Origin of the sequence: Mesorhizobium sp. M00.F.Ca.ET.216.01.1.1, from assembly GCF_004010325.2 — a bacterium.
Classification (GTDB): domain Bacteria; phylum Pseudomonadota; class Alphaproteobacteria; order Rhizobiales; family Rhizobiaceae; genus Mesorhizobium.
Genome location: NZ_SADR02000001.1, coordinates 82997 through 102382, shown reverse-complemented (window position 1 = coordinate 102382; position 19386 = coordinate 82997). Strand labels below are relative to the sequence as shown.

General features: G+C 61.8%; 20 protein-coding genes. 2 read left to right on the top strand and 18 right to left on the bottom strand.

Annotated elements, in window-relative coordinates:
* Positions 1 to 82 precede the first annotated feature (82 nt).
* The 13 genes from EN859_RS00585 to EN859_RS00530 all read right to left on the bottom strand — a co-directional run bounded on the left by EN859_RS00585 (position 83) and on the right by EN859_RS00530 (position 13365).
* A complete protein-coding gene (locus tag EN859_RS00585) occupies positions 83 to 1516 on the bottom strand; it encodes a pyruvate dehydrogenase complex dihydrolipoamide acetyltransferase (RefSeq protein WP_127851905.1) in 1434 nt (477 codons plus the stop codon).
* Positions 1517 to 1534: 18 nt separating this feature from the next.
* Positions 1535 to 2938, bottom strand: coding sequence for a pyruvate dehydrogenase complex E1 component subunit beta (locus tag EN859_RS00580; protein ID WP_127851904.1), 1404 nt, complete (start codon positions 2936 to 2938; stop codon positions 1535 to 1537).
* A 15-nt stretch (positions 2939 to 2953) separates the two neighbouring features.
* Positions 2954 to 3994, bottom strand: a complete 1041-nt coding sequence (gene pdhA, locus EN859_RS00575) for a pyruvate dehydrogenase (acetyl-transferring) E1 component subunit alpha (protein ID WP_127851903.1) — start codon at positions 3992 to 3994, stop codon at positions 2954 to 2956.
* 173 nt (positions 3995 to 4167) lie between these two features.
* On the bottom strand, positions 4168 to 4491 hold the full coding sequence (locus EN859_RS00570; RefSeq protein ID WP_127851902.1) for a septum formation initiator family protein: 324 nt from the start codon (positions 4489 to 4491) through the stop codon (positions 4168 to 4170).
* 130 nt (positions 4492 to 4621) lie between these two features.
* A complete protein-coding gene (gene eno, locus EN859_RS00565) occupies positions 4622 to 5896 on the bottom strand; it encodes a phosphopyruvate hydratase (protein ID WP_127851901.1) in 1275 nt (424 codons plus the stop codon).
* 390 nt (positions 5897 to 6286) lie between these two features.
* The gene (locus tag EN859_RS00560) at positions 6287 to 6652 is read right to left on the bottom strand and encodes a PRC-barrel domain-containing protein (RefSeq protein ID WP_127851900.1); all 366 of its coding nucleotides are present in this window, start codon (positions 6650 to 6652) and stop codon (positions 6287 to 6289) included.
* A gap of 85 nt (positions 6653 to 6737) precedes the next feature.
* Positions 6738 to 6941 (bottom strand): dodecin family protein, encoded by a 204-nt coding sequence (locus tag EN859_RS00555; RefSeq protein ID WP_127851899.1) that lies wholly within the window; start codon positions 6939 to 6941, stop codon positions 6738 to 6740.
* A gap of 91 nt (positions 6942 to 7032) precedes the next feature.
* A complete protein-coding gene (kdsA, locus tag EN859_RS00550) occupies positions 7033 to 7884 on the bottom strand; it encodes a 3-deoxy-8-phosphooctulonate synthase (RefSeq protein ID WP_127851898.1) in 852 nt (283 codons plus the stop codon).
* Entirely contained in the window at positions 7881 to 8762 is an 882-nt protein-coding gene (locus tag EN859_RS00545) for a VOC family protein (protein WP_127851897.1), read from the bottom strand. The genes kdsA and EN859_RS00545 overlap by 4 nt, the downstream gene beginning before the upstream one ends.
* A gap of 432 nt (positions 8763 to 9194) precedes the next feature.
* Entirely contained in the window at positions 9195 to 9482 is a 288-nt protein-coding gene (locus EN859_RS00540; protein ID WP_127851896.1) for a Dabb family protein, read from the bottom strand.
* 100 nt (positions 9483 to 9582) lie between these two features.
* Complete coding sequence (locus EN859_RS40190; RefSeq protein WP_281015592.1) at positions 9583 to 9717, bottom strand: hypothetical protein; 135 nt, start codon at positions 9715 to 9717, stop codon at positions 9583 to 9585.
* A gap of 261 nt (positions 9718 to 9978) precedes the next feature.
* Positions 9979 to 11958 (bottom strand): bifunctional 2',3'-cyclic-nucleotide 2'-phosphodiesterase/3'-nucleotidase, encoded by a 1980-nt coding sequence (locus EN859_RS00535; protein WP_127851895.1) that lies wholly within the window; start codon positions 11956 to 11958, stop codon positions 9979 to 9981.
* A 141-nt stretch (positions 11959 to 12099) separates the two neighbouring features.
* Positions 12100 to 13365 carry an NAD(P)/FAD-dependent oxidoreductase gene (locus EN859_RS00530; RefSeq protein ID WP_127851894.1) on the bottom strand — a complete coding sequence of 422 codons (1266 nt, stop codon included), beginning with the start codon at positions 13363 to 13365 and terminating at the stop codon, positions 12100 to 12102.
* Between the two features lie 166 nt (positions 13366 to 13531).
* Here EN859_RS00530 and EN859_RS00525 point away from each other — a divergent pair, with 166 nt between their 5' ends.
* Positions 13532 to 14266 (top strand): 5-formyltetrahydrofolate cyclo-ligase, encoded by a 735-nt coding sequence (locus EN859_RS00525; protein ID WP_127851893.1) that lies wholly within the window; start codon positions 13532 to 13534, stop codon positions 14264 to 14266.
* Between the two features lie 68 nt (positions 14267 to 14334).
* Here the strand turns inward: EN859_RS00525 and EN859_RS00515 are convergent, their stop codons facing one another.
* Entirely contained in the window at positions 14335 to 14808 is a 474-nt protein-coding gene (locus tag EN859_RS00515) for an Lrp/AsnC family transcriptional regulator (protein ID WP_127851891.1), read from the bottom strand.
* A gap of 157 nt (positions 14809 to 14965) precedes the next feature.
* Between EN859_RS00515 and ald the strand changes: the two genes are divergently transcribed.
* Entirely contained in the window at positions 14966 to 16081 is a 1116-nt protein-coding gene (gene ald, locus EN859_RS00510) for an alanine dehydrogenase (protein ID WP_127851890.1), read from the top strand.
* A 235-nt stretch (positions 16082 to 16316) separates the two neighbouring features.
* Here the strand turns inward: ald and EN859_RS00505 are convergent, their stop codons facing one another.
* The 4 genes from EN859_RS00505 to sseA form a co-directional block, all read right to left on the bottom strand.
* Positions 16317 to 16784 (bottom strand): DUF1203 domain-containing protein, encoded by a 468-nt coding sequence (locus EN859_RS00505; RefSeq protein ID WP_127851889.1) that lies wholly within the window; start codon positions 16782 to 16784, stop codon positions 16317 to 16319.
* 219 nt (positions 16785 to 17003) lie between these two features.
* A complete protein-coding gene (gene dapB, locus EN859_RS00500) occupies positions 17004 to 17810 on the bottom strand; it encodes a 4-hydroxy-tetrahydrodipicolinate reductase (protein ID WP_127851888.1) in 807 nt (268 codons plus the stop codon).
* A 124-nt stretch (positions 17811 to 17934) separates the two neighbouring features.
* Positions 17935 to 18498 carry a GNAT family N-acetyltransferase gene (locus EN859_RS00495; protein ID WP_127851887.1) on the bottom strand — a complete coding sequence of 188 codons (564 nt, stop codon included), beginning with the start codon at positions 18496 to 18498 and terminating at the stop codon, positions 17935 to 17937.
* Between the two features lie 5 nt (positions 18499 to 18503).
* Entirely contained in the window at positions 18504 to 19355 is an 852-nt protein-coding gene (gene sseA / locus EN859_RS00490) for a 3-mercaptopyruvate sulfurtransferase (RefSeq protein ID WP_127851886.1), read from the bottom strand.
* Positions 19356 to 19386: the final 31 nt, after the last annotated feature.

Sequence of the window (19386 nt, the reverse complement as noted above, 5' to 3'; positions counted from 1 at the left end):
CGTTGAACGATGATCGTAACGACACCCGGAAAAATGAAGGCGAAAAGGCTGGTGAAGGATTTCCGCACCGCCTTCGTCGCTCCTAGACCAGCATGCCCATCGGATTTTCGATCATGCGCTTGAAGGCGACGAGCAGTTCGGCGCCGAGCGCGCCGTCGACGGCGCGGTGATCGGTCGACAGCGTCACCGACATGATAGTGGCGACCTTGATCTCGCCGTTCTTCACCACCGCGCGCTGCTCGCCGGCGCCGACCGCCAGGATCGTCGCATGCGGGGGGTTGATGACAGCGGCAAAGTCCTTGACGCCGAACATACCGAGATTGGACACCGCCGTGGTGCCGCCCTGGTATTCCTCAGGCTTGAGCTTTCGGCTGCGGGCACGGCTGGCAAGATCCTTCATCTCGTTGGAGATGACGGAAAGCGTCTTTTCGTCGGCGCGCCGGATGATCGGCGTGATCAGACCGCCAGGGATCGACACCGCAACGCCGACATCGGCATGCTTGTGCTTGATCATGGCGCTTTCGGTCCACGATGCATTGGCATCCGGCACCGCCATCAGCGCCATCGCCATCGCTTTGATCACCATGTCGTTGACTGAGAGCTTGTAGGCGGGTGCCTCGCCCCCGTTGGTCTTCTTCACCGGGGCTGCCGCATTGATCTGCGTGCGCAAAGCCAGAAGCGCATCGAGCTCGCAATCGAGCGTCAGGTAGAAGTGCGGGATGGTGGTCTTGGCCTCGACCAGCCGCCGCGCGATCGTCTTGCGCATGCCGTCGTGCGGGACAAGCTCGTAGGAGCCCTCGGCAAACAGTTTCAGCACCTGCTCGTCCGACATCGCCTTCGGCGCGGCAGCGGCCGTTGCCGGTGAGCCTGCGGGCGCTGCCTTTGCTGCCGGCGCAGCGCCACCCGAAGCAATCGCCGCTTCGACATCAGCCTTGACGACGCGGCCATGCGGGCCGGAGCCCGCCACCGCCGAGACGTCGACGCCGGCGTCCTTGGCGATACGGCGGGCCAGCGGCGACGCGAAGATGCGGCCGTCCGGCGATTGGCCGATCTCCCCCCTTGTGAGGGAGATGCCCGGCAGGGCAGAGGGGGGCGAGACAGGCTGGGACGCTGGCGGGGCAGCGCCCCCCTCTGTCGACTTCGTCGACATCTCCCCCATGGGTGGGGAGATTGGCGCCTTGTCCTGCTTGGCCTCAGCCTTCGCTGGCGCGGCAGCGCCATCACTTTTTGCGGCACTGCCGTCACCGCCCTTTGCGGCGGCGCTAGGGTCCTCGCCTTCGGCAGCCAACACCGCGATCAGCGCGTTGACCTTCACACCTTCGGTGCCGGCCGGAACGACCAGTCTAGCGACCGTGCCCTCGTCGACCGCTTCGACTTCCATCGTCGCCTTGTCTGTCTCAATCTCGGCGATCACGTCGCCCGGCGAAACCTTATCGCCCTCCTTGACCAGCCACTTGGCGAGATTGCCCTCTTCCATCGTGGGCGAGAGGGCCGGCATGGTGATGTTGATCGGCATTTTGTCCTCCCGCCCTGCTCAGCGATATGTGACGGCTTTGACCGCCTCGACAACCTCGCCGACATTGGGCAACGCCAGCTTCTCGAGGTTCGCCGCATAGGGCATCGGAACGTCCTTGCCGGCAATGGTGATGACCGGCGCATCGAGGAAATCGAAGGCGCGCTGCGACACCTGGTTGGCGATATGATCGCCGACCGAGTTCTGCGGATAGCCTTCCTCCACCACCACCAGCCGATTGGTCTTCTTGACCGAGGCGATGATCGTGTCGAAGTCGAGCGGACGGACGGTTCTAAGGTCGATGATCTCGGCATCGATACCCATGCCGCGCAATTCGGCCTCGGCCTTGACTGCATAGGTCATGCCGATGCCAAAGGAGACGATGGTGACATCCTTGCCAGATTTGTGGATGCGCGCCTTGCCGATCGGCAGCACGAAATCGTCCATCTTCGGCACGTCGAAGGAATGTCCGTAGAGGATCTCGTTCTCGAGGAAGATGACCGGGTTCGGATCGCGGATCGCAGCCTTGAGCAGGCCCTTCGCGTCGGCCGCCGTGTAAGGCATCACCACCTTCAGGCCGGGGATGTGGCTGTACCAGGCGGCGTAACACTGCGAATGCTGGGCGGCGACGCGGGCAGCCGCACCGTTCGGCCCGCGAAACACGATCGGCGCGCCCATCTGGCCGCCGGACATATAGAGCGTCTTGGCGGCGGAATTGATGATCTGGTCAATCGCCTGCATGGCGAAGTTGAAGGTCATGAATTCGACGATCGGCTTCAGGCCGGCCATCGCGGCTCCGACACCGACGCCGGCAAAACCATGCTCGGTGATCGGCGTGTCGACGACGCGCCGCGCCCCGAATTCCTGCAGCAGCCCTTGCGTGATCTTGTAGGCGCCCTGGTACTCGGCGACCTCCTCGCCCATGATGAAGACATCGCCGTCGCGCCGCATTTCCTCGGCCATCGCGTCACGCAGCGCCTCGCGCACCGTGGTCGAGACCATTTCGGTGCCGGCCGGGATATCCGGATCGGCGGCGATTTCCAGTTTTGGTGCAGCAGCTACAGGCGCTGCGGCCGGCGTCTGCGCAGGTGCCTTTTCTTCGGCTGCAGCTGGAGCTTCTGCCTTTGCCGGCGCCTCCGCTTTGGCGGGTGAGGCAGCCTTGCCGACATCAGCAACACTTTCACCATCCTGCAGAAGCACGGCAATCGGCGTGTTGACCTTGACGCCTTCGGTGCCCGCCTCAATCAGGATCTTGCCCAACGTGCCTTCGTCGACGGCTTCGACTTCCATCGTCGCCTTGTCGGTCTCGATCTCGGCAATGACGTCGCCGGCAACAACCTTGTCGCCTTCGTTTTTCAACCACTTGGAAAGATTGCCCTCTTCCATGGTCGGCGAGAGAGCGGGCATGAGAATTTCGATCGGCATGTCCTTGCCCTCTCGTTACAATACGATGTCGGTCCAGAGCTGGGACGGATCCGGCTCCGCGTCGTTCTGGGCGAATTCGGCCGCATCGGCGACGACGTCGCGGACCTCCTTGTCGATGGCCTTGAGCTCATCCTCGCTTGCCCACTTCTTCCCGATCAGGCGCGCCTTGACCTGCTCGATCGGGTCACGCTCGGAGCGCATCTTCTGCACTTCTTCTTTGGAGCGGTATTTGGCCGGATCGGACATCGAGTGGCCGCGGTAGCGATAGGTCTGCATTTCGAGGATCAGCGGGCCCTTGCCGGCGCGGCACCATTCGGTGGCGAGATCGCCGGCTGCCTTCACCGCACGCACATCCATGCCGTCGACCTGGATGCCGGGAATCTTGAACGAGGCGCCGCGGTGCGAGAAATCCGTCTCGGCCGACGAGCGCGAGACCGAGGTGCCCATGGCGTAGCGGTTGTTCTCGATGATGTAGATCACCGGCAGCTTCCACAGCGAAGCCATGTTGAAGCTCTCGTAGACCTGGCCCTGGTTGGCAGCGCCGTCACCGAAATAGGTCAGCGTCACGTTGTTGTTGCCGCGATAGCGGTTCGCAAAAGCGAGGCCGGTACCGAGCGACACCTGCGCGCCGACAATGCCGTGGCCGCCGTAAAAATGCTTTTCCTTGGAGAACATGTGCATGGAGCCACCCTTGCCCCTGGACAGGCCGCCGCGGCGCCCTGTCAGTTCGGCCATGACCCCGCGCGGTGACAGTTCCATAGCCAGCATGTGGCCGTGGTCGCGGTAGGCGGTGATCATCTGGTCACCATCGATCAGCGCCATCTTCATGCCGGTGACAACCGCTTCCTGGCCGATATAGAGATGGCAGAAGCCGCCGATGAAGCCCATGCCGTAAAGCTGCCCGGCCTTTTCCTCGAAGCGGCGGATGAGCAGCATGCGACGGTAGGCGTCAAGCTCCTCGCCCTTGGTGAAATCGACAGGTTTGGGGGTGGAAAGTCCCGACGATTTAACGTCGGATTTGGATTTGGCAGGCGCTTTTCTGGCGGCGGTGGCCATGCATCACTCCCTGTTGGCGTCTCTTCGTGGACACTGAGGGAGATCAGTTCTCCCCACCGATTTGAGGGAGGCTAACATGCGAGAAAGCGTTTCGCCATGCTGAAAAACGCATGGCTGGCATGCATCTAAGCGGTTAAAATCATTGCAAATATCACCGATTAACTTAAATCTAGTTATTTTGCCTTGGCTGGCAGCATGATGGTAATCTCGTCGGCCTGGGACAGATTGAGCGCCTTGCGCGCCTGCTCGTCGAGCATGTCCTTCTCCAGCGTGCCCTCATGCATCAGTTGGACGCGCCGCTCAAGATCGACCCGGCGCGCCTTGACGGCATCGAGCTTGCCCTGCAATTCGACGGTTTCGGCTTCAAGCTGATATTTGGAATAGATGCCGAACTCACCGTGATAAGCGTGGAAACCGAAATAGGCCAGGAACGCCACGCAGAGCGAGGGGATGATCAGCCGGCCGGTGTTTCTCTGCTTGTGCTGGCGCGTCCACATGGTCCAAATCCTTCGTCGTACTGTTCTCGCCCGATTGTGCTTAATGGACGGTTACGGGCGGCTGGATTGGCGCTGAAAAACAAAAAGGGCGGGAATGTCCCCGCCCTCGTCATTCCGGATCTTGCTGGAATCAGCTTTTCACGATCGACTTGCCGGCGTAGCGCGCCTGCTTGCCGAGCTCTTCCTCGATGCGGATGAGCTGGTTGTACTTGGCCATGCGGTCGGAGCGCGACAGCGAGCCGGTCTTGATCTGCCCGCAATTGGTGGCAACGGCGAGATCGGCAATGATCGAATCTTCGGTTTCGCCCGAGCGGTGCGACATCACAGCGGTGTAGCCAGCCTTGTGCGCAGTCTCGACGGCATCGAGCGTCTCGGTCAGCGAACCGATCTGGTTGACCTTGACCAGGATCGAATTGGCGACACCCATGCGGATGCCATCGCGCAGCCGCGCCGTATTGGTAACGAACAAATCGTCGCCGACCAGCTGGGTCTTCTTGCCGATGAGATCGGTCAGCGTCTTCCAGCCGTCCCAGTCGTCCTCGGCCAGCCCGTCCTCGATCGTGATGATCGGATAGTCGGCGGCGAGCTTGGCCAGGTATTTTGCCTGGGCCTTTGGGTCACGGGTCTTCTTCTCGCCTTCGTAGACGTAATTGCCGTTCTTGAAGAACTCTGTCGCCGCGCAGTCGAGGCCGAGCGCGACCTCCTCGCCCGGTTTGAAGCCGGCCTTCTCGATCGATTCCATGATGAAGTCGAGCGCAGCGGGCGCGCTCTTCAGGTTAGGAGCGAAGCCACCCTCGTCGCCGACATTGGTGTTGTGGCCGGCGTCCTTCAGCTTCTTCCTCAGCGTATGGAAGATTTCCGAACCCCAGCGCACACCGTCGCGCAACGTCGGCGCGCCGATCGGCAGGATCATGAATTCCTGGAAATCGATCGGGTTGTCGGCGTGTGCACCACCGTTGATGATGTTCATCATCGGCACCGGAAGCACATGCGCCTTGGTGCCTCCGACATAGCGGTAGAGCGGCAGGCTGGCCGCTTCCGCCGCAGCCTTGGCCACTGCCAGCGAGACGCCGAGGATGGCATTGGCGCCGAGCCGGCTCTTGTTTGGCGTGCCGTCGAGCTCGATCATCGTCTGGTCGATGCGAATCTGATTTTCGGCCTCCATGCCGCCGATCGCCTCGAACAGCTCGCCGTTGACGGCTTCGACAGCCCCGAGCACACCCTTGCCGAGGTAGCGGGCGCCGCCGTCACGCAGCTCGACCGCCTCGTGAGCGCCGGTCGAAGCACCGGACGGCACGGCGGCGCGGCCCATCGAACCGTCTTCCAGCACCACGTCGACCTCGACGGTCGGATTTCCACGGCTATCCAGGATTTCACGCCCGACTATGTCGACGATGGCGGTCATTGCGATGTCCCCGATTGATCGATTGAAGCGTCGCGCACCTCTTAGCCAAAGCGCCGCAAAACGCAATCGGGGCGCTCGCAAATATTGGCGCTCCCCCTGTCCTGCCGATTCACGAAGCGCAAATCGCTGTTATCATAAGTCATGCGCAGCATGATGGTTTCTGGTCTATGGTTGTGGCTGCGAGGGGCGAAACAGGAGGAGTTTCGCCATGTCCCAGTTAGGCGGTATCGTGAGTTTGCTCCTGATCGCGGCTGCATTCCTGACGTCTTGCAACAATCAGCAGCCTCAACAGGGCGCGATGCAATTGTCGGTCCTTCACGCGGCGGAGTAGATCTCTCGCACAAAGGCCCCCGCATGATGCGGGGGCCTTTTCGATTCCGGCCTGTCCAGCTAATGCCAGTAAGGATCGACCTTGTAATAGTTGTATGACGCGTCGCGCGCAGCCTCACCGTCGGCGCCGGTCAGTTCATTGATCGAATATGCGGGAGCAGCTTTCAGCTGTTCCGTGGAGAACGGCACGACATAGCCGCCCTTGTTCTCGTCATAATCGAGGCTCGCCCACGGAATGGCGTGATATTTCTCGCCGATGCCGAGAAATCCGCCAAAACCGATCACCGCAAACATGATGCCGTTCGAAGTCTTGTCGAGCATGACGTCTTCGATGCTGCCGATGTGCTTGCCTTCGGTATTGTAAACCGTTGTGCCGATGACCCGCGAGGCGGCAATGGCCTCGGTGTGTCCTGTCTGGGTTGTCATGGTGTATTCCTCTCTGTCGTCTGACACTATGCATTGACAATGAGAGGCGCTGACGAAGGTTCCAGACTTTTGAGGGCGCAGGCGATCACTCCGCGAGAATGAAGGTGACCTTCATATTGACGCGATAAGCAACGATCTTGCCCTCCTCGACGACGACCTTCTGGTCCTGGATCCAGGCACCTTCGACATTCTTCAAGGTTTTTGAGGCGCGCGCAATTCCCTGTTCGATGGCGTCCTGAAAGCTTTTTTCCGAAGACGATGTGATTTCGGTGACGCGGGCGACGGACATGGCTTCCTCCTGCCAGATGCTCAGTTGCCGGGCGAGCCTACAACCGGCCCTTGCCGGCGGCTAGAGCAAAGGATGTTCAAGTTGAACCAGGTCAACCTGCGTTCTTGGCGACGCGATCGAGCGCCATCAGCCGTTCGAGCAGTGCCGGAAGATCCTTGAACGGCACCATGTTGGGGCCGTCGGAGGGTGCATTGTCGGGATCCTGGTGCGTCTCGATGAAGACGCCGGCGACACCGACCGCAACTGCCGCCCGCGCCAGCGTTTCGACGAAGCGCCGATCGCCGCCCGATGAGCCGCCTTGCCCGCCAGGCTGCTGAACGGAATGGGTTGCATCGAAAATCACGGGCGCGCCGATCTCGGCCATGATCGGCAGGGCGCGCATGTCGGACACCAGCGTGTTGTAGCCGAACGACGCGCCGCGCTCGGTGACCAGCACATTGGCATTGCCGGAACCGGTGATCTTGGCGACGACGTTCTTCATGTCCCACGGCGCCAGGAACTGGCCTTTCTTCACATTGACCGCCTTGCCGGTCCTCGCTGCCGCGATCAGCAGATCGGTCTGGCGGCTGAGGAAGGCCGGAATCTGCAGGATATCGACATGCGGCGCCACGACCGCGCACTGCTCTTCCGTATGGATATCGGTCAGGACCGGCAGCGAGAATTCCCTGCGAAGCTCATCGAACACCGGCAGCGCCGCCTCGAGCCCGGCGCCGCGCGTCCCACCGAGCGAGGTGCGGTTGGCCTTGTCGTAGCTGGTCTTGTAGACCAGCCCGATACCGAGCCTCCCGGTCAGTTCCTTCAGCGCACCGGCCATATCGAAGGCATGCTGGCGCGATTCCAGTTGGCATGGGCCGGCAATCAGCGAGAGCGGCAAAGTGTTGCCGAAGACGACCTTGCCGACGGTCACCAACGAATTGGGCGCCAGGGAATTGGGCTTGCTCATTTGATCTCCCGGAAAATGAAGGCAGCGCCCTGTCCGGGTGCCGGCCGCACGACAATATCATTGCCGCGTATGTCGTGTTCGATGGAATTGGCTACAAGCAGCCTTGCGACGACGTCGGCGCGCTGGACCGAAAAGACGATCCCCGCAAATCGGAATTTTGACGGCGCACCTACCGGCATGCCGAAGCGCTCCGCAATAGCTGCAGGATCGAGCACGGTCAGGGTCGCATTCGGCAACTCAAACACATCGCTGTCTCCCTCCCCGATGCCTGCCGCGATCGAAATCAATCGGTGCTGCTCTGAAGGCACATCGCTAACCGCCACGACTTCGGCTGTGCCGGTTGCGCCGTTGGCATGGGCCTGCAACGCCGTGCGGTCCCCCTTGGGCGCATTGATCCGCTCGCAGGCGAACAGGAATGCGTCCGTTGCCCCGCTGCCGGAAGCGAAGGCCAGTTTGAACGATGCCGTATCGCTCTTTCCCGTCGCATCGGTGAAGGCCCGCGAAAAGCTCAGCATATCTCCTGCCGACAGGTCGGCCTCGACATAACGTGCATGATCCTGATCGGCATTGCGGGTACCCAGGGCCACAGCGGAAAATCCTTCATTGCCGCATTTGTCGCGATAGATGCGATCTCGCGCGACGAAGACATTGCCCTTGGCAATCGCATTTCCCGCGATTTGCTCGCTCCCGACCGCAAGCGGTTCGAGATAGGTACCGTCGGCGAGGAAGACGCAGCAGTTCTCAGTACCGAAAGGATGAAGGCCGGTCGGCGCCACGATAAAGCCAAGCGAGCCCAACCGCGCCCGCGCCACCTCGAGGCTCGCAGTCGGCAGCACTAGGTGATCGAGCGGACGAGGGCTTGGCGGTGTTGTGGTCATTGCCGGCGCGATGTGCATCATTCCGGAAATTGGTTCAAGAGCTTCGCCTGAAGCCGCGAGAATCCAGGCGGCTGATCGCCGGTCGAGAGTGCGCGAAAAATCGGCATGCTTGTCGCTGTCGAATACCGGCCTACGTCACCCATATGAGAAATGTCTTGTTGGTAGCCGCGGTGATCGTTGCGATTGCAGTTATTGCAGTGCTGATCTGGAACGCCCCAAAGCAGCCAGGCGTCGACCCGGCAGAGCGGTCTGCCGTCCAGACGGAATAGGAGCGCTTTATCTTGTGTATTGCGAGAGCGCCGGCCGGGCGTGCGGCAGAAGATCGAGCCCGTTTCTTTCGGTCGCCGCCTCGGCCGGCGAGGGGCAGACAAATTCCCCGCCCGGCTATTTCGCCGGACGTCGGAAAAGGCATCTTCTGTCACAGGCGCTCGGTCAGGCCGCCACGACATCGGCCGAATAACGCAGTTCGCGCAAAGGTTTGACCTGGCTGGTTGTCTCGGCGTACAGCGGATGCGCCTTGTAGGCGGCGAGAGCCGCATCGTCCTCAAATTCGGCATAGACGACCACATCGATCGCATCCGACAGCGGATCGACCTTGGTGTTGAGGCTCACTTCGAAGATGCAGGAATGCGGGATCTTGGCCAGCGCCAGCAAGCCCTTGCGCACGGCCTCCACATCCTCCTTGCGCCGAGCGCTAAAGAAAACGATATGCCGGATCAAGCCAAGCCTCCTCGATCGATTTGCGCACCTTTTGTGTCAGCAAAAACGTCGCGTCAACCGGCAACGATGTCGCGCCGATGGCACTTGGACAGCGGAGAGCTTAGACCGTGCCGGTTATATAACGCACGACGCGCGACATCTCCCTGACCGTGACGTCGAGATAGTGGCCATGATTGTAAAGGCCGTCCCAGATCAGGAAGAAGGCGATGGCGCAGATGACGATAACATAACGCATCGCTAAAACTATCGCATACGGGCTGCCGCAACCATAGCGATTCCGAAGCTGGCGGCCACGTTGGCTTCCTGCCAGCTTGAAGTTCCCATTGATGACGTGGAAAATCGTGGAGAACTCACTGGAAAGCGCTGAAGCTCCGGCTGGCGGGGCTGTGCGTTTTCGTTCGAGGCCGCCCGTTTCCCAATCGAATGCTATTGGGAGCGGCGTTCGATCAGATGTCCGCCAGGTGGTCACCCAGGTGGTCACAAGGCGTAGCGGTTTTCAGAGGGTGATGCGGTACTTCGCAAACCCCGCTTCGCCCTCGCCCGCCGATTCGATCTTCAGCGATTTCACCTCAGCGATAAAATCCTTCGCCTTGGCGCCTGTCTCGAACACGACGCTGGTTCCAGGCAATGGCGCAAACGACCAGTTGGAGTCCGCCGACGGGTTGATCGTGCCCTGATTGATGATGAAGCGCACGATCACGTCGCGGTTGGTGTCCGGCGCCTCGTAGATGATCTTCGAGGCATTGATCTCCGGAAAATTGCCACCGCCACCGGCACGGTAATTGTTGGTCACCACGACGAATTTCTGTGCCAGATCAATTGGCTTTCCGTCGAACTTCAAGTCGACAATGCGGTTTGAACCGGCATTCGCCAGCCCGCCTTTCGGATCATATTTCGACGGCTGCGACAGGTCGATCCTGTAGGTGACGCCGTCGATGACGTCGAAATTGTAGGATGGAAAATCGGTGTTGATGAGCGCCTGGTCGGCCTTGCCCGGCTCGATCCGGTTGAAGATGCCGGCCGACATTTCCAGCCATTCCTTCACCTCCGCCCCGGTGATTTCGACCGCGCGGACGGTGTTCGGATAGAGATAGAGATCAGCGACGTTCTTGATGGCGATATCGCCCACCGGCACGTCGGTGTAGTAGTCGGCGCCGTTGCGTCCGCCTGCCTTGAATGGCGCCGCCGCCGACAGCAGCGGCACATCCTTCCATTTGGTGTTCTTGAGGATGTCCTTCAGATACCAGCTCTGCGCCTGGCTGACGATCTGTACCGATGGGTCGTCGGCGACCAGCGCGAAGTAGGAATAGAGTGGCGCCGAGGTCTTGCCGACGGGCCGGCGCACATAGGCAAGCGTCGCCTCGTGGTCCTGCTTGAGCGCATCGACAATGTGCTGGTCGTCGGCGACCGTCGCCTTGTTCTTTTTTTCGACCCGCTCAAAGATCGGCCGCGCCTCGGAGGTGGCCGAAACAACCCGCCATTGCGACCCATCGCGCTCCAGCAACAAGTCGATCAGCCCCATATGCGAGCCCCAGAAGCCACCCATCACGGCGGGCTTGCCTTGCAGCGTGCCTTTTTCGGTGTCGACGGCTTCGAGCGACTGAAAGTCCTTCTTGCCGGGGAAGACAAGATGCTGGTGGCCGGTGAAGACAGCGTCGATACCCTCCACGCCGGCAACGAAGAACGAGGCGTTCTCCATCATCTCGCCCTGCTTGATGTCGATGCCGGAATGGGAAAGCGCGATGACGATATCGGCGCCCTCCTCCTTCATTTGCGGCACCCACGCTCTGGCCGCCTCGACGATGTCGCGCGTCTTGACGTTGCCCTCGAGATTCTTCAAGTCCCAGACCATGATCTGCGGCGGCACGAAGCCGATGATGCCGATCCTGATCGGCTGCTCGGCACCCGACCCATCCCTGATCTTCTTGTCGAGGATGACATAGGGCGTGAGATAGAGCTTGTCGTCGCGCGGATTCGCGGCGAGTGCGGTGCCGCGGACCAGGTTCGCGCAGACGAACGGAAAATTGGCGCCGGCCAGCACCTTGTCCATGAAAGACAGGCCGTAATTGAACTCATGGTTGCCGAGCGTGGAGCATTCGTAGCCGAGCAGGTTCATGCCTTTCATGATCGGGTGGAGGTCGCCCTCTTTCATCCCCTTCTCATAGGCGATGTAGTCGCCCATCGGGTTGCCCTGCAGAAGGTCGCCATTGTCGATCAGCATCGCGTTGGTGGCTTCCTTGCGCACCGCCGCGATCAGCGAGGCCGTCCGCGACAACCCCATCGTGTCGTTCGCCTTGTCGGCGTAGTAATCGTAAGGCAGTACGTTCACATGGATGTCGGTCGTCTCCATGATCCTGAGGTGCGCCTGGTTGGCCTGTGCGCGAGCGGAGAACGGATGCAGCATGATCAGCGCTCCCGTAGCGGCGGCACTCGCCAGCAACGAACGGCGGGACACGTGATGGAGCGGCTGGGACACTGTTTTTCCTTCTTCGACAATGCGAGAGTTTGCAAAGCTTCGCGCCGAAATCCTCCCATGTCCATCGGGAAGTCCGGCCGGTCAGGAAGTCCAATCGATCAGCAAGAGGTGACGTGCGAATGAACATCCGCAGGCAGAACGTCAGCCCTTGTCGTCATCGCCTTGCGTGATCAGCCGCGCGCTGCGTTGACCGGTGAAGTAGATCCATAGCCAGCTCAGCGAAACCGCAAGCCGGTTGCGGAAACCGATCAGGAAGTAGATATGCGCTAGGCCCCACAGCCACCAGGCGGGTCGGCCAGTGAGCTTGATCCAGCCGAAATCGATCGCCGCGGCGCGCTTGCCGATCGTCGCCAGATCGCCGTCATGCCTGTAGCGGAACGGCCGCGGGGCGGTGTCGCCGGCAAGCCGGGCCTTGATTGTCGCGGCGACGTGCCGGCCCGCCTGCTTGGCGGCCGGCGCAACGCCGGGCACCGGACGGCCGTCCGGCCGCGGGACGCGTGCTGCGTCACCAATGACGAAGATCTCGTGGCTCCCCGGCACGGTCAGGTCGGGCTCGACGAGCACCCTGCCCGCCCTGTCGGCCGCCGCCCCCAGCCATTCGGCGGCCGGCGAAGCGGCAACGCCGGCTGCCCACAGGATCGTCCTTGCCGGCAAATGCTTGTCGCCGAAGACGACACCTTCGGCATCGCAGCGTGTAACGGCTTGACCGAGTTCGACCGTCACGCCGAGCCGCTCGAGCGCCTGCCTGGCGTAGTCGGAGAGTTCCGGCGCGAAATTGGCAAGTATTCGATCGCCGGCTTCGATCAGCACCACGCGTGTCTTTCGCGTATCGATGTTGCGGAATTCGCCGCGCAGCGTGTCGTGCGCCAGTTCGGCGATAGTGCCGGCCAGTTCCACGCCGGTCGGTCCGCCTCCGACGATCGCCAGCGTCAGCAGTGCCTGGCGCTTTCCGGGATCGGATTCCCGCTCGGCCTGCTCGAATGCCAGAAGGATGCGCCGGCGAACAGTGGTGGCGTCCTCCAGCGTCTTCAGCCCTGGCGCAAAAGGTTCCCACTCGTCATGGCCGAAATAGGCGTGGCGGGCGCCGGTGGCCAGCAGCAGCGTGTCGTAGGCGACCGTCTTGCCGTCATCGAGCAGCACGTGCTTGCCGGCGCGATCGACGCCGCTGACGGTGGCAAGTAGTGTCGTAACGTCTTTGCGCTTGCGCAGGAGATGGCGGATCGGCCAGGCAACTTCCGAGGTCGCCAGCGCCGTGGTCGCGACCTGGTAGAGCAGCGGCTGAAAGAGGTGGTGGTTGCGCTTGTCGATCATGGTGATTCGTACCGGCGCGCCCGCCAGTGTGCGGGTGAATTCGAGGCCGCCGAACCCTGCCCCGACGACGACGACCTGATGGCTGATTTCGCTCATCTCATTCACCCTAGAGTAAGATCAAGCTCGATGTAGGTGTTTTTGTGCAGTGCAACAACGAGCGGTCTTCCCAGTGCTTGGGATTCGCCGTTCGATGTCGCGAATGCACATGTCGCATCTTGCTGCCGGGTATAGCCTCGTCGAAACGGGACAACAGGGGTTAAACTTGCCTAGCGATCATGACGATGAAGGTCTGGCGCAGTATTCCTCGCCGCCTTGCTTCATGCACGAACTTGACCCGGAATTCCGGGTGCCGCTATCCGACTGGAGCGAGGTCAAACGCTGGCGCAAGGCCGAGCGCGAGCGCCTGATCGCGGCACGTCTGGCTGTTGCCGCCGACGCGCGGGCGGCAATGTCGCAGCGCATCGCCGAAGGTCTTGACACGCTCATCGGTGACATCGACGGCCGCATGGTCAGCCTCTACTGGCCGTTTCGCGGCGAGCCGGATCTGCGACCCTGGATGGCCTCCATCAACGCGCGCGGCGGCCGCACCGCGTTGCCGGTTGTCATCGACAAGGGCCAGCCACTGGTCTTTCGTGGCTATGCACAAGGCGACCGGCTGGAAAAGGGTGTCTGGAACATCCCGATCCCGGCGGAAGGCGATCCGGTGCTGCCCGACATCGTCATTTCGCCGATCGTCGGCATCGATCCCCAGCATTATCGCCTCGGCTATGGCGGCGGCTTCTTCGACCGGACGCTGGCGGCGATGCCCTTCAAGCCGCTAGTCATCGGTGTCGGCTACGAACTGCAGCGCATCGCTACCATCTACCCGCAACCGCACGACATCCCGATGGACCGGGTGGTGACAGAGCTTTCAAATCCTAGCAGAGTCTGTCTGAAAACTCGCTCTGCCGAGGCGGATGGGGTGGTTTTCGAGAACCGGAGCGGAGCGGACTTTTGAGTCCGTGAGCAACGGAAGCGGAGAAAACCGCGTCAGGCGTCCGGCAGAGTAGAGTTTGCAGATGGACTCTACGCCAGTTCCGGCTTCATCCCCATCGCCGTCCGGTCGACGATCTCGCGCAGGGCGAAGGATGAATTGATCTTCGTCACATGCGGCATCGCCGATAGCCACTCCTTGTGGATGCGTTCATAGTCGACGAGGTCCTTCGCCGCGATGCGCAGGATATAATCGTATTCGCCCGACATCAGGTGGCAGGACAGAACGTTCGGGCAGCGCTTTATCGCCGCCTCAAAATCCGACAGCGTCTTCTCGAATTGCCCCGACAGCGATATATGCACGATCGCCGTCATCTGGTGGCCGAGCGCGGCATTGGACAGCCGCGCATGATAGCCGCGGATGGTTCCGGATTTCTCCAGATTGTCTAACCGCCGCGAGCAGGCCGACTGCGACAGGCCGACCTTCTCGGCGAGTGCCGCATTGGGTATCCGCCCATCCTTCTGCAACGTCTCGAGAATGGCGATATCGATCCTGTCGAGCGGCATTTTTCGTGGTTCTTTCGAAAATTCGTCTATTTTGCGCAACGATTATCGAACTGCGCCCATTAGCGCAAGCGCATTCGCAAACACTTGCGCAGCGATTCGTGGTCTACTGCACCAATACAGGGAGTGAGCCCAAAGGGGCCTGATCAGGAGAATAAAAATGCGCGTCGGTTGCCCTCGGGAAATCAAGAATCACGAATACCGCGTCGGCCTGACGCCGGGCTCGGTCCGCGAATATGTCGCGCATGGTCATGAAGTGCTGGTCGAGACCGGCGCCGGCGCCGGCATCGGTGCCGACGACAACGCTTATCGCGCCGCCGGCGCCACCATTGCCAAGACTGCCGCCGACGTGTTTGCCAAGTCCGACATGATCGTCAAGGTCAAGGAGCCGCAGCCCAACGAATGGGTGCAGCTCCGTGATGGCCAGATCCTCTACACCTATCTGCATCTCGCTCCGGATCCGGACCAGACCAAGGGCCTGCTGGCCTCCGGCGTCACCGCGATTGCCTACGAGACCGTCACCGATGACCGCGGCGGCCTGCCGCTCCTGGCGCCGATGTCGGAAGTCGCTGGTCGCTTGTCGATCCAGGCTGGCGCCACCGCGCTGCAGAAAGCCAATGGCGGCCGCGGCGTGCTGCTCGGCGGCGTGCCCGGCGTGCTGCCCGGCAAGGTTACCGTGCTCGGTGGCGGTGTCGTCGGTCTCCACGCGGCCAGGATGGCGGTCGGCCTCGGCGCCGACGTCACCATCATCGATCGCTCGATCCCGCGCCTGCGCCAGCTCGACGACATCTTTGGCGGCCGCGTACACACCCGCTACTCAACCGTCGAGGCGCTGGAAGAGGAATGTTTCTCCGCCGATATCGTCATCGGCGCCGTGCTGATCCCGGGTGCAGCCGCGCCAAAGCTCGTCACTCGCGAAATGCTGTCCGGCATGAAGAAAGGCGCTGTGCTTGTCGACGTCGCCATCGACCAGGGCGGCTGCTTCGAGACCTCGCACGCCACCACTCATGCCGAGCCGACCTACGAGGTCGACGGCGTCATCCACTACTGCGTCGCCAACATGCCGGGCGCGGTGCCGGTCACCTCGGCGCATGCGCTCAACAACGCGACGCTGCATTACGGCCTGCAACTCGCCGACAAGGGGCTGAAGGCGCTGGTCGACGACCACCACCTGCGCAATGGCCTCAACGTCCACAAGGGCAAGATCACCAATCGCGCCGTGGCCGAGGCGCTCGGCTACGAGCTAGTCGAGCCGAAGGCAGTCCTGGCGGCCTGACCTCCGTCCGAAAGTACAGCTTCCTCCTGTCGACCGCCGGTTCGTTCCGGCGGGTTTTTCTTTCCGCGGAAAATAAGGGCAACAAAAAAGCGGAGCCAAAGCCCCGCTTTCCTCTGATATCGAGATTTTCCGCCGGTTCATCCGCGGTCGGCAAAATCGATCGACGGTTATCTTTTAGCGCGGCAATGCGACGGGAGTACGACAGCCGCGAGCACCATCGGCGCGGTTCGTCCTTTCACGCCCGCTCGATGCGGCACTGATAGCAATTGTTGCGCGCCGAGCGGACGTGGACGTAGGCGATGTCGTCACGCTCGAACAACGTCTCCGCCCGCGCCGCTATGGCGTCTGTCGGAATGACGCCGCCGCTGCCATAGACGATGCGATCATCCTTCCCGTAGCCGCGCACGATATAGTCGGTGCTTTCGAGCATTTCGGGAAGCGCATCGGTCTCGCCGGCACGCGCGCACTCCTCCGCATGCAGGAAGATCGGCCCGGTCTCGGCGTAGGGCTGCAGTTCCGGAAACGGCCGATAGGCCAGGATGAGATAGGCGTCGCCGGCAGCGACATTCCTGAGGCAATGCCGGCACGGCATGCCGTCGCCGTCGGAAATCATCCGCTCGGGCGTACGGCCATAAGCGTCCGGCCCGCCGCGCTGCAAGGCTCTCACATCCTCGGTCGGCAATGCTTTGAACTGGATGGTCATGGTGAAATCTCCGGTGTCGCTAACCTGGAAATTACGCTCCTGCCTTAGCGCTTCCCACCCGATTCCTGCCAAGCGATCTTTAGCGATTGTGTTAGGTTGAGATTCAGGTCAGGCCGAGCCGAGGATCGTGATTTTCGAAAACCGGAGCGGAGCGTACGCGGGCACCGAAAGTGCAGGAAACCGCCGTTCGTAGGCCGGCATCACCTGAATATCAGCGCCCTAGTCCATGAGGGCATCAAGGCCACGCACCAGCCCGGTGACCTCCTGCACCCGCCGGATGGCGAGTAGCGTGCCGGCTACGTAAGGAGCGGCGGACGATCCGGCATCATGGCGGATGGTCAACCGCTCGTCGGGCAGGCCGAACAGCGCCTCACAGGAGAGGATGTAGGAAGGCAGGCGAAGCGCATGCACCTGCACCCCCTGGCCCGCACCAACCGCGGCGCCGCGTGTGCCCGGCACACCTGAGACCTCCGCGACTGGCCGCGCCGTCGATGCCTTGCGGACGTCGGCCAGCGCTTCCGCAAGCTCGCGCGCGGTGCCTGACGGCGCGTCGGGCTTCTTGGCGCTGGCATAGTCGATGACCTCGACGTCGGGCACATATTTCGCCGCCATAAGGGCAAAACGCTTCATCAACGTAGCGGTGATCGAAAAATTGCCGGCCGCGATCACACCGACCTTATTGGCACGCGCCGCGGCATCGATATCGACGTAATCGGCGGCCCCAAGCCCCGAAGTGCCGATCACCACATGCCGTCCCTTCGAGATGGCGTGCAGCGCATGGTCTTTCACCACATGCGGCTTGGTGTAGTCGACCAGCACATCGGACGGCACCTCCAGCGCCTCCGCCAGCGAGGCGGAAACGGTCACGCCATTGGCCGGCATGCCGACCAGCAGCCCGGAATCCTGCCCGGCGCCGCTGCGTGAAACCGCGCCGGCCAGCGCCATATCGGCTTGCGCCCCGATCGCCGGCACCAGCGCCTTGCCGACCCAGCCGGTCGCGCCGGCCATCACTACCCGTATTGCCATCGTCCGATCCTTTCGCGCCATCACCGTTGGACTTGTCCGGCTCATTCAAGCCGAGTTCCTCTTTGAGCGTTGATCCAGAGGCTTCGGCCCTGCTGGAACAACAAAAAGTCAGTTCCAGGAGAAATCACGGCTGCATGACACTGGCCGAGCGCTCGGCGAAAGACATCGGATGTACGATCTCTTTCTTTTGCGCCACCGGCGTAAAACCGAGTTTCTGGTAAAGCGGCAATGCCGCGGGATGATCCAGCGTGCAGGTCTGCACCGTCACCCGCTTTGGCCCGTGCGACCAGGCAGCGTCAATCGCCGCCCCCAGATACCAGCGGCCGATGCCTTGCCCGGTCGCGTGCTCCATCATGCCGAAATAGGCGAGTTCCACCTCCTCAGGCAGGTGCGGCTTGAGGTCGAAAAAGCCGGCCGGCGCACCGTCGAGATAAAGCACCCTGATGTCGCGATCCTCGCGGTGGATACCTGCCGAAAGCTCCTCGTCGCTAAGCCGCAGCACGTTGACCCAATGCCATTTGCGCCCCACCCGGTCCATCAGGTAGCGGTAGAAATGCAGCGGGATGTCTTTGGTCTTCAGCAGGGCGATCTGGCGATTGTACGGCAACGGCGGCAAATAAGCCGGCGGCACATGCATTTCGAGGAACGTCACCGTAACCTCGATGTCTTCCAGCGCTCCGTCTTCCATCGCCGTCATTCCTTGCCCGTCACAACGGGCGTATCACCTAGCCCGCCCCATTCCGTCCATGAGCCGTCGTAAAGCCTGTTGTCGGTATGGCCGAGCGTCTCAAGCGCCAGCGTGATCGCTGCGGCCGTGATGCCGGAGCCGCACGAGGTGACGACAGGCTTCGACAGGTCGATGCCGGCGTCTTCGATCACCTTGCGCAAGCGGTCCTTCGGCAGCAGTTCGCCGTTCTCGGCAAGCGTCGACGACGGCACGTTGCGCGCACCTGGCATATGACCCGAGCGAACGCCCGCGCGCGGCTCCGGTTCCGTGCCGGCAAAGCGGCCAGCAGACCGGGCGTCGGCGATCTGGCTCTCCCTCGTTCCGACGATCCGGCGCATGTCAGCGAGGCTGGCGACACGGCCGGCATCGAAGTCGGCATGAAATACACAAGGCGCTGTCTTAGTAGGCTCCGCCGCCACCGGCCGGCCGGCCGCTTTCCAGCGATCGAAGCCGCCGTCCAGTATGTAGACCTGGAAGACGCCCATAACACGGAACATCCACCACGCGCGCGGCGCCGAGAAGAAACCCGGACCATCATAGACGATGATGATGTCGTCAGCCGAAATGCCCATGGCGCCGACATATTGCGCAAAATACTGTGGCGACGCCAGTGTGTGCGGCAGTGGCGAATCCGGATCCGAGACCGCGTCCTGATCGAGAAACCGCGCACCGGGGATATGTGCAGCGTCATATTCGGCGCGCGCGTCGCGCTTCTGCGCCGGCAGATACCAGGACGCATCAACGATCGTCAGGCCTGGTTCGCCAAGACGGTTCTGCAGCCAATCCGCGTCGACGGTGAAAGGACTGTCTTCAGCCATTCTTCTTCTCCTGCCTTGCCTGCCGTTAGCG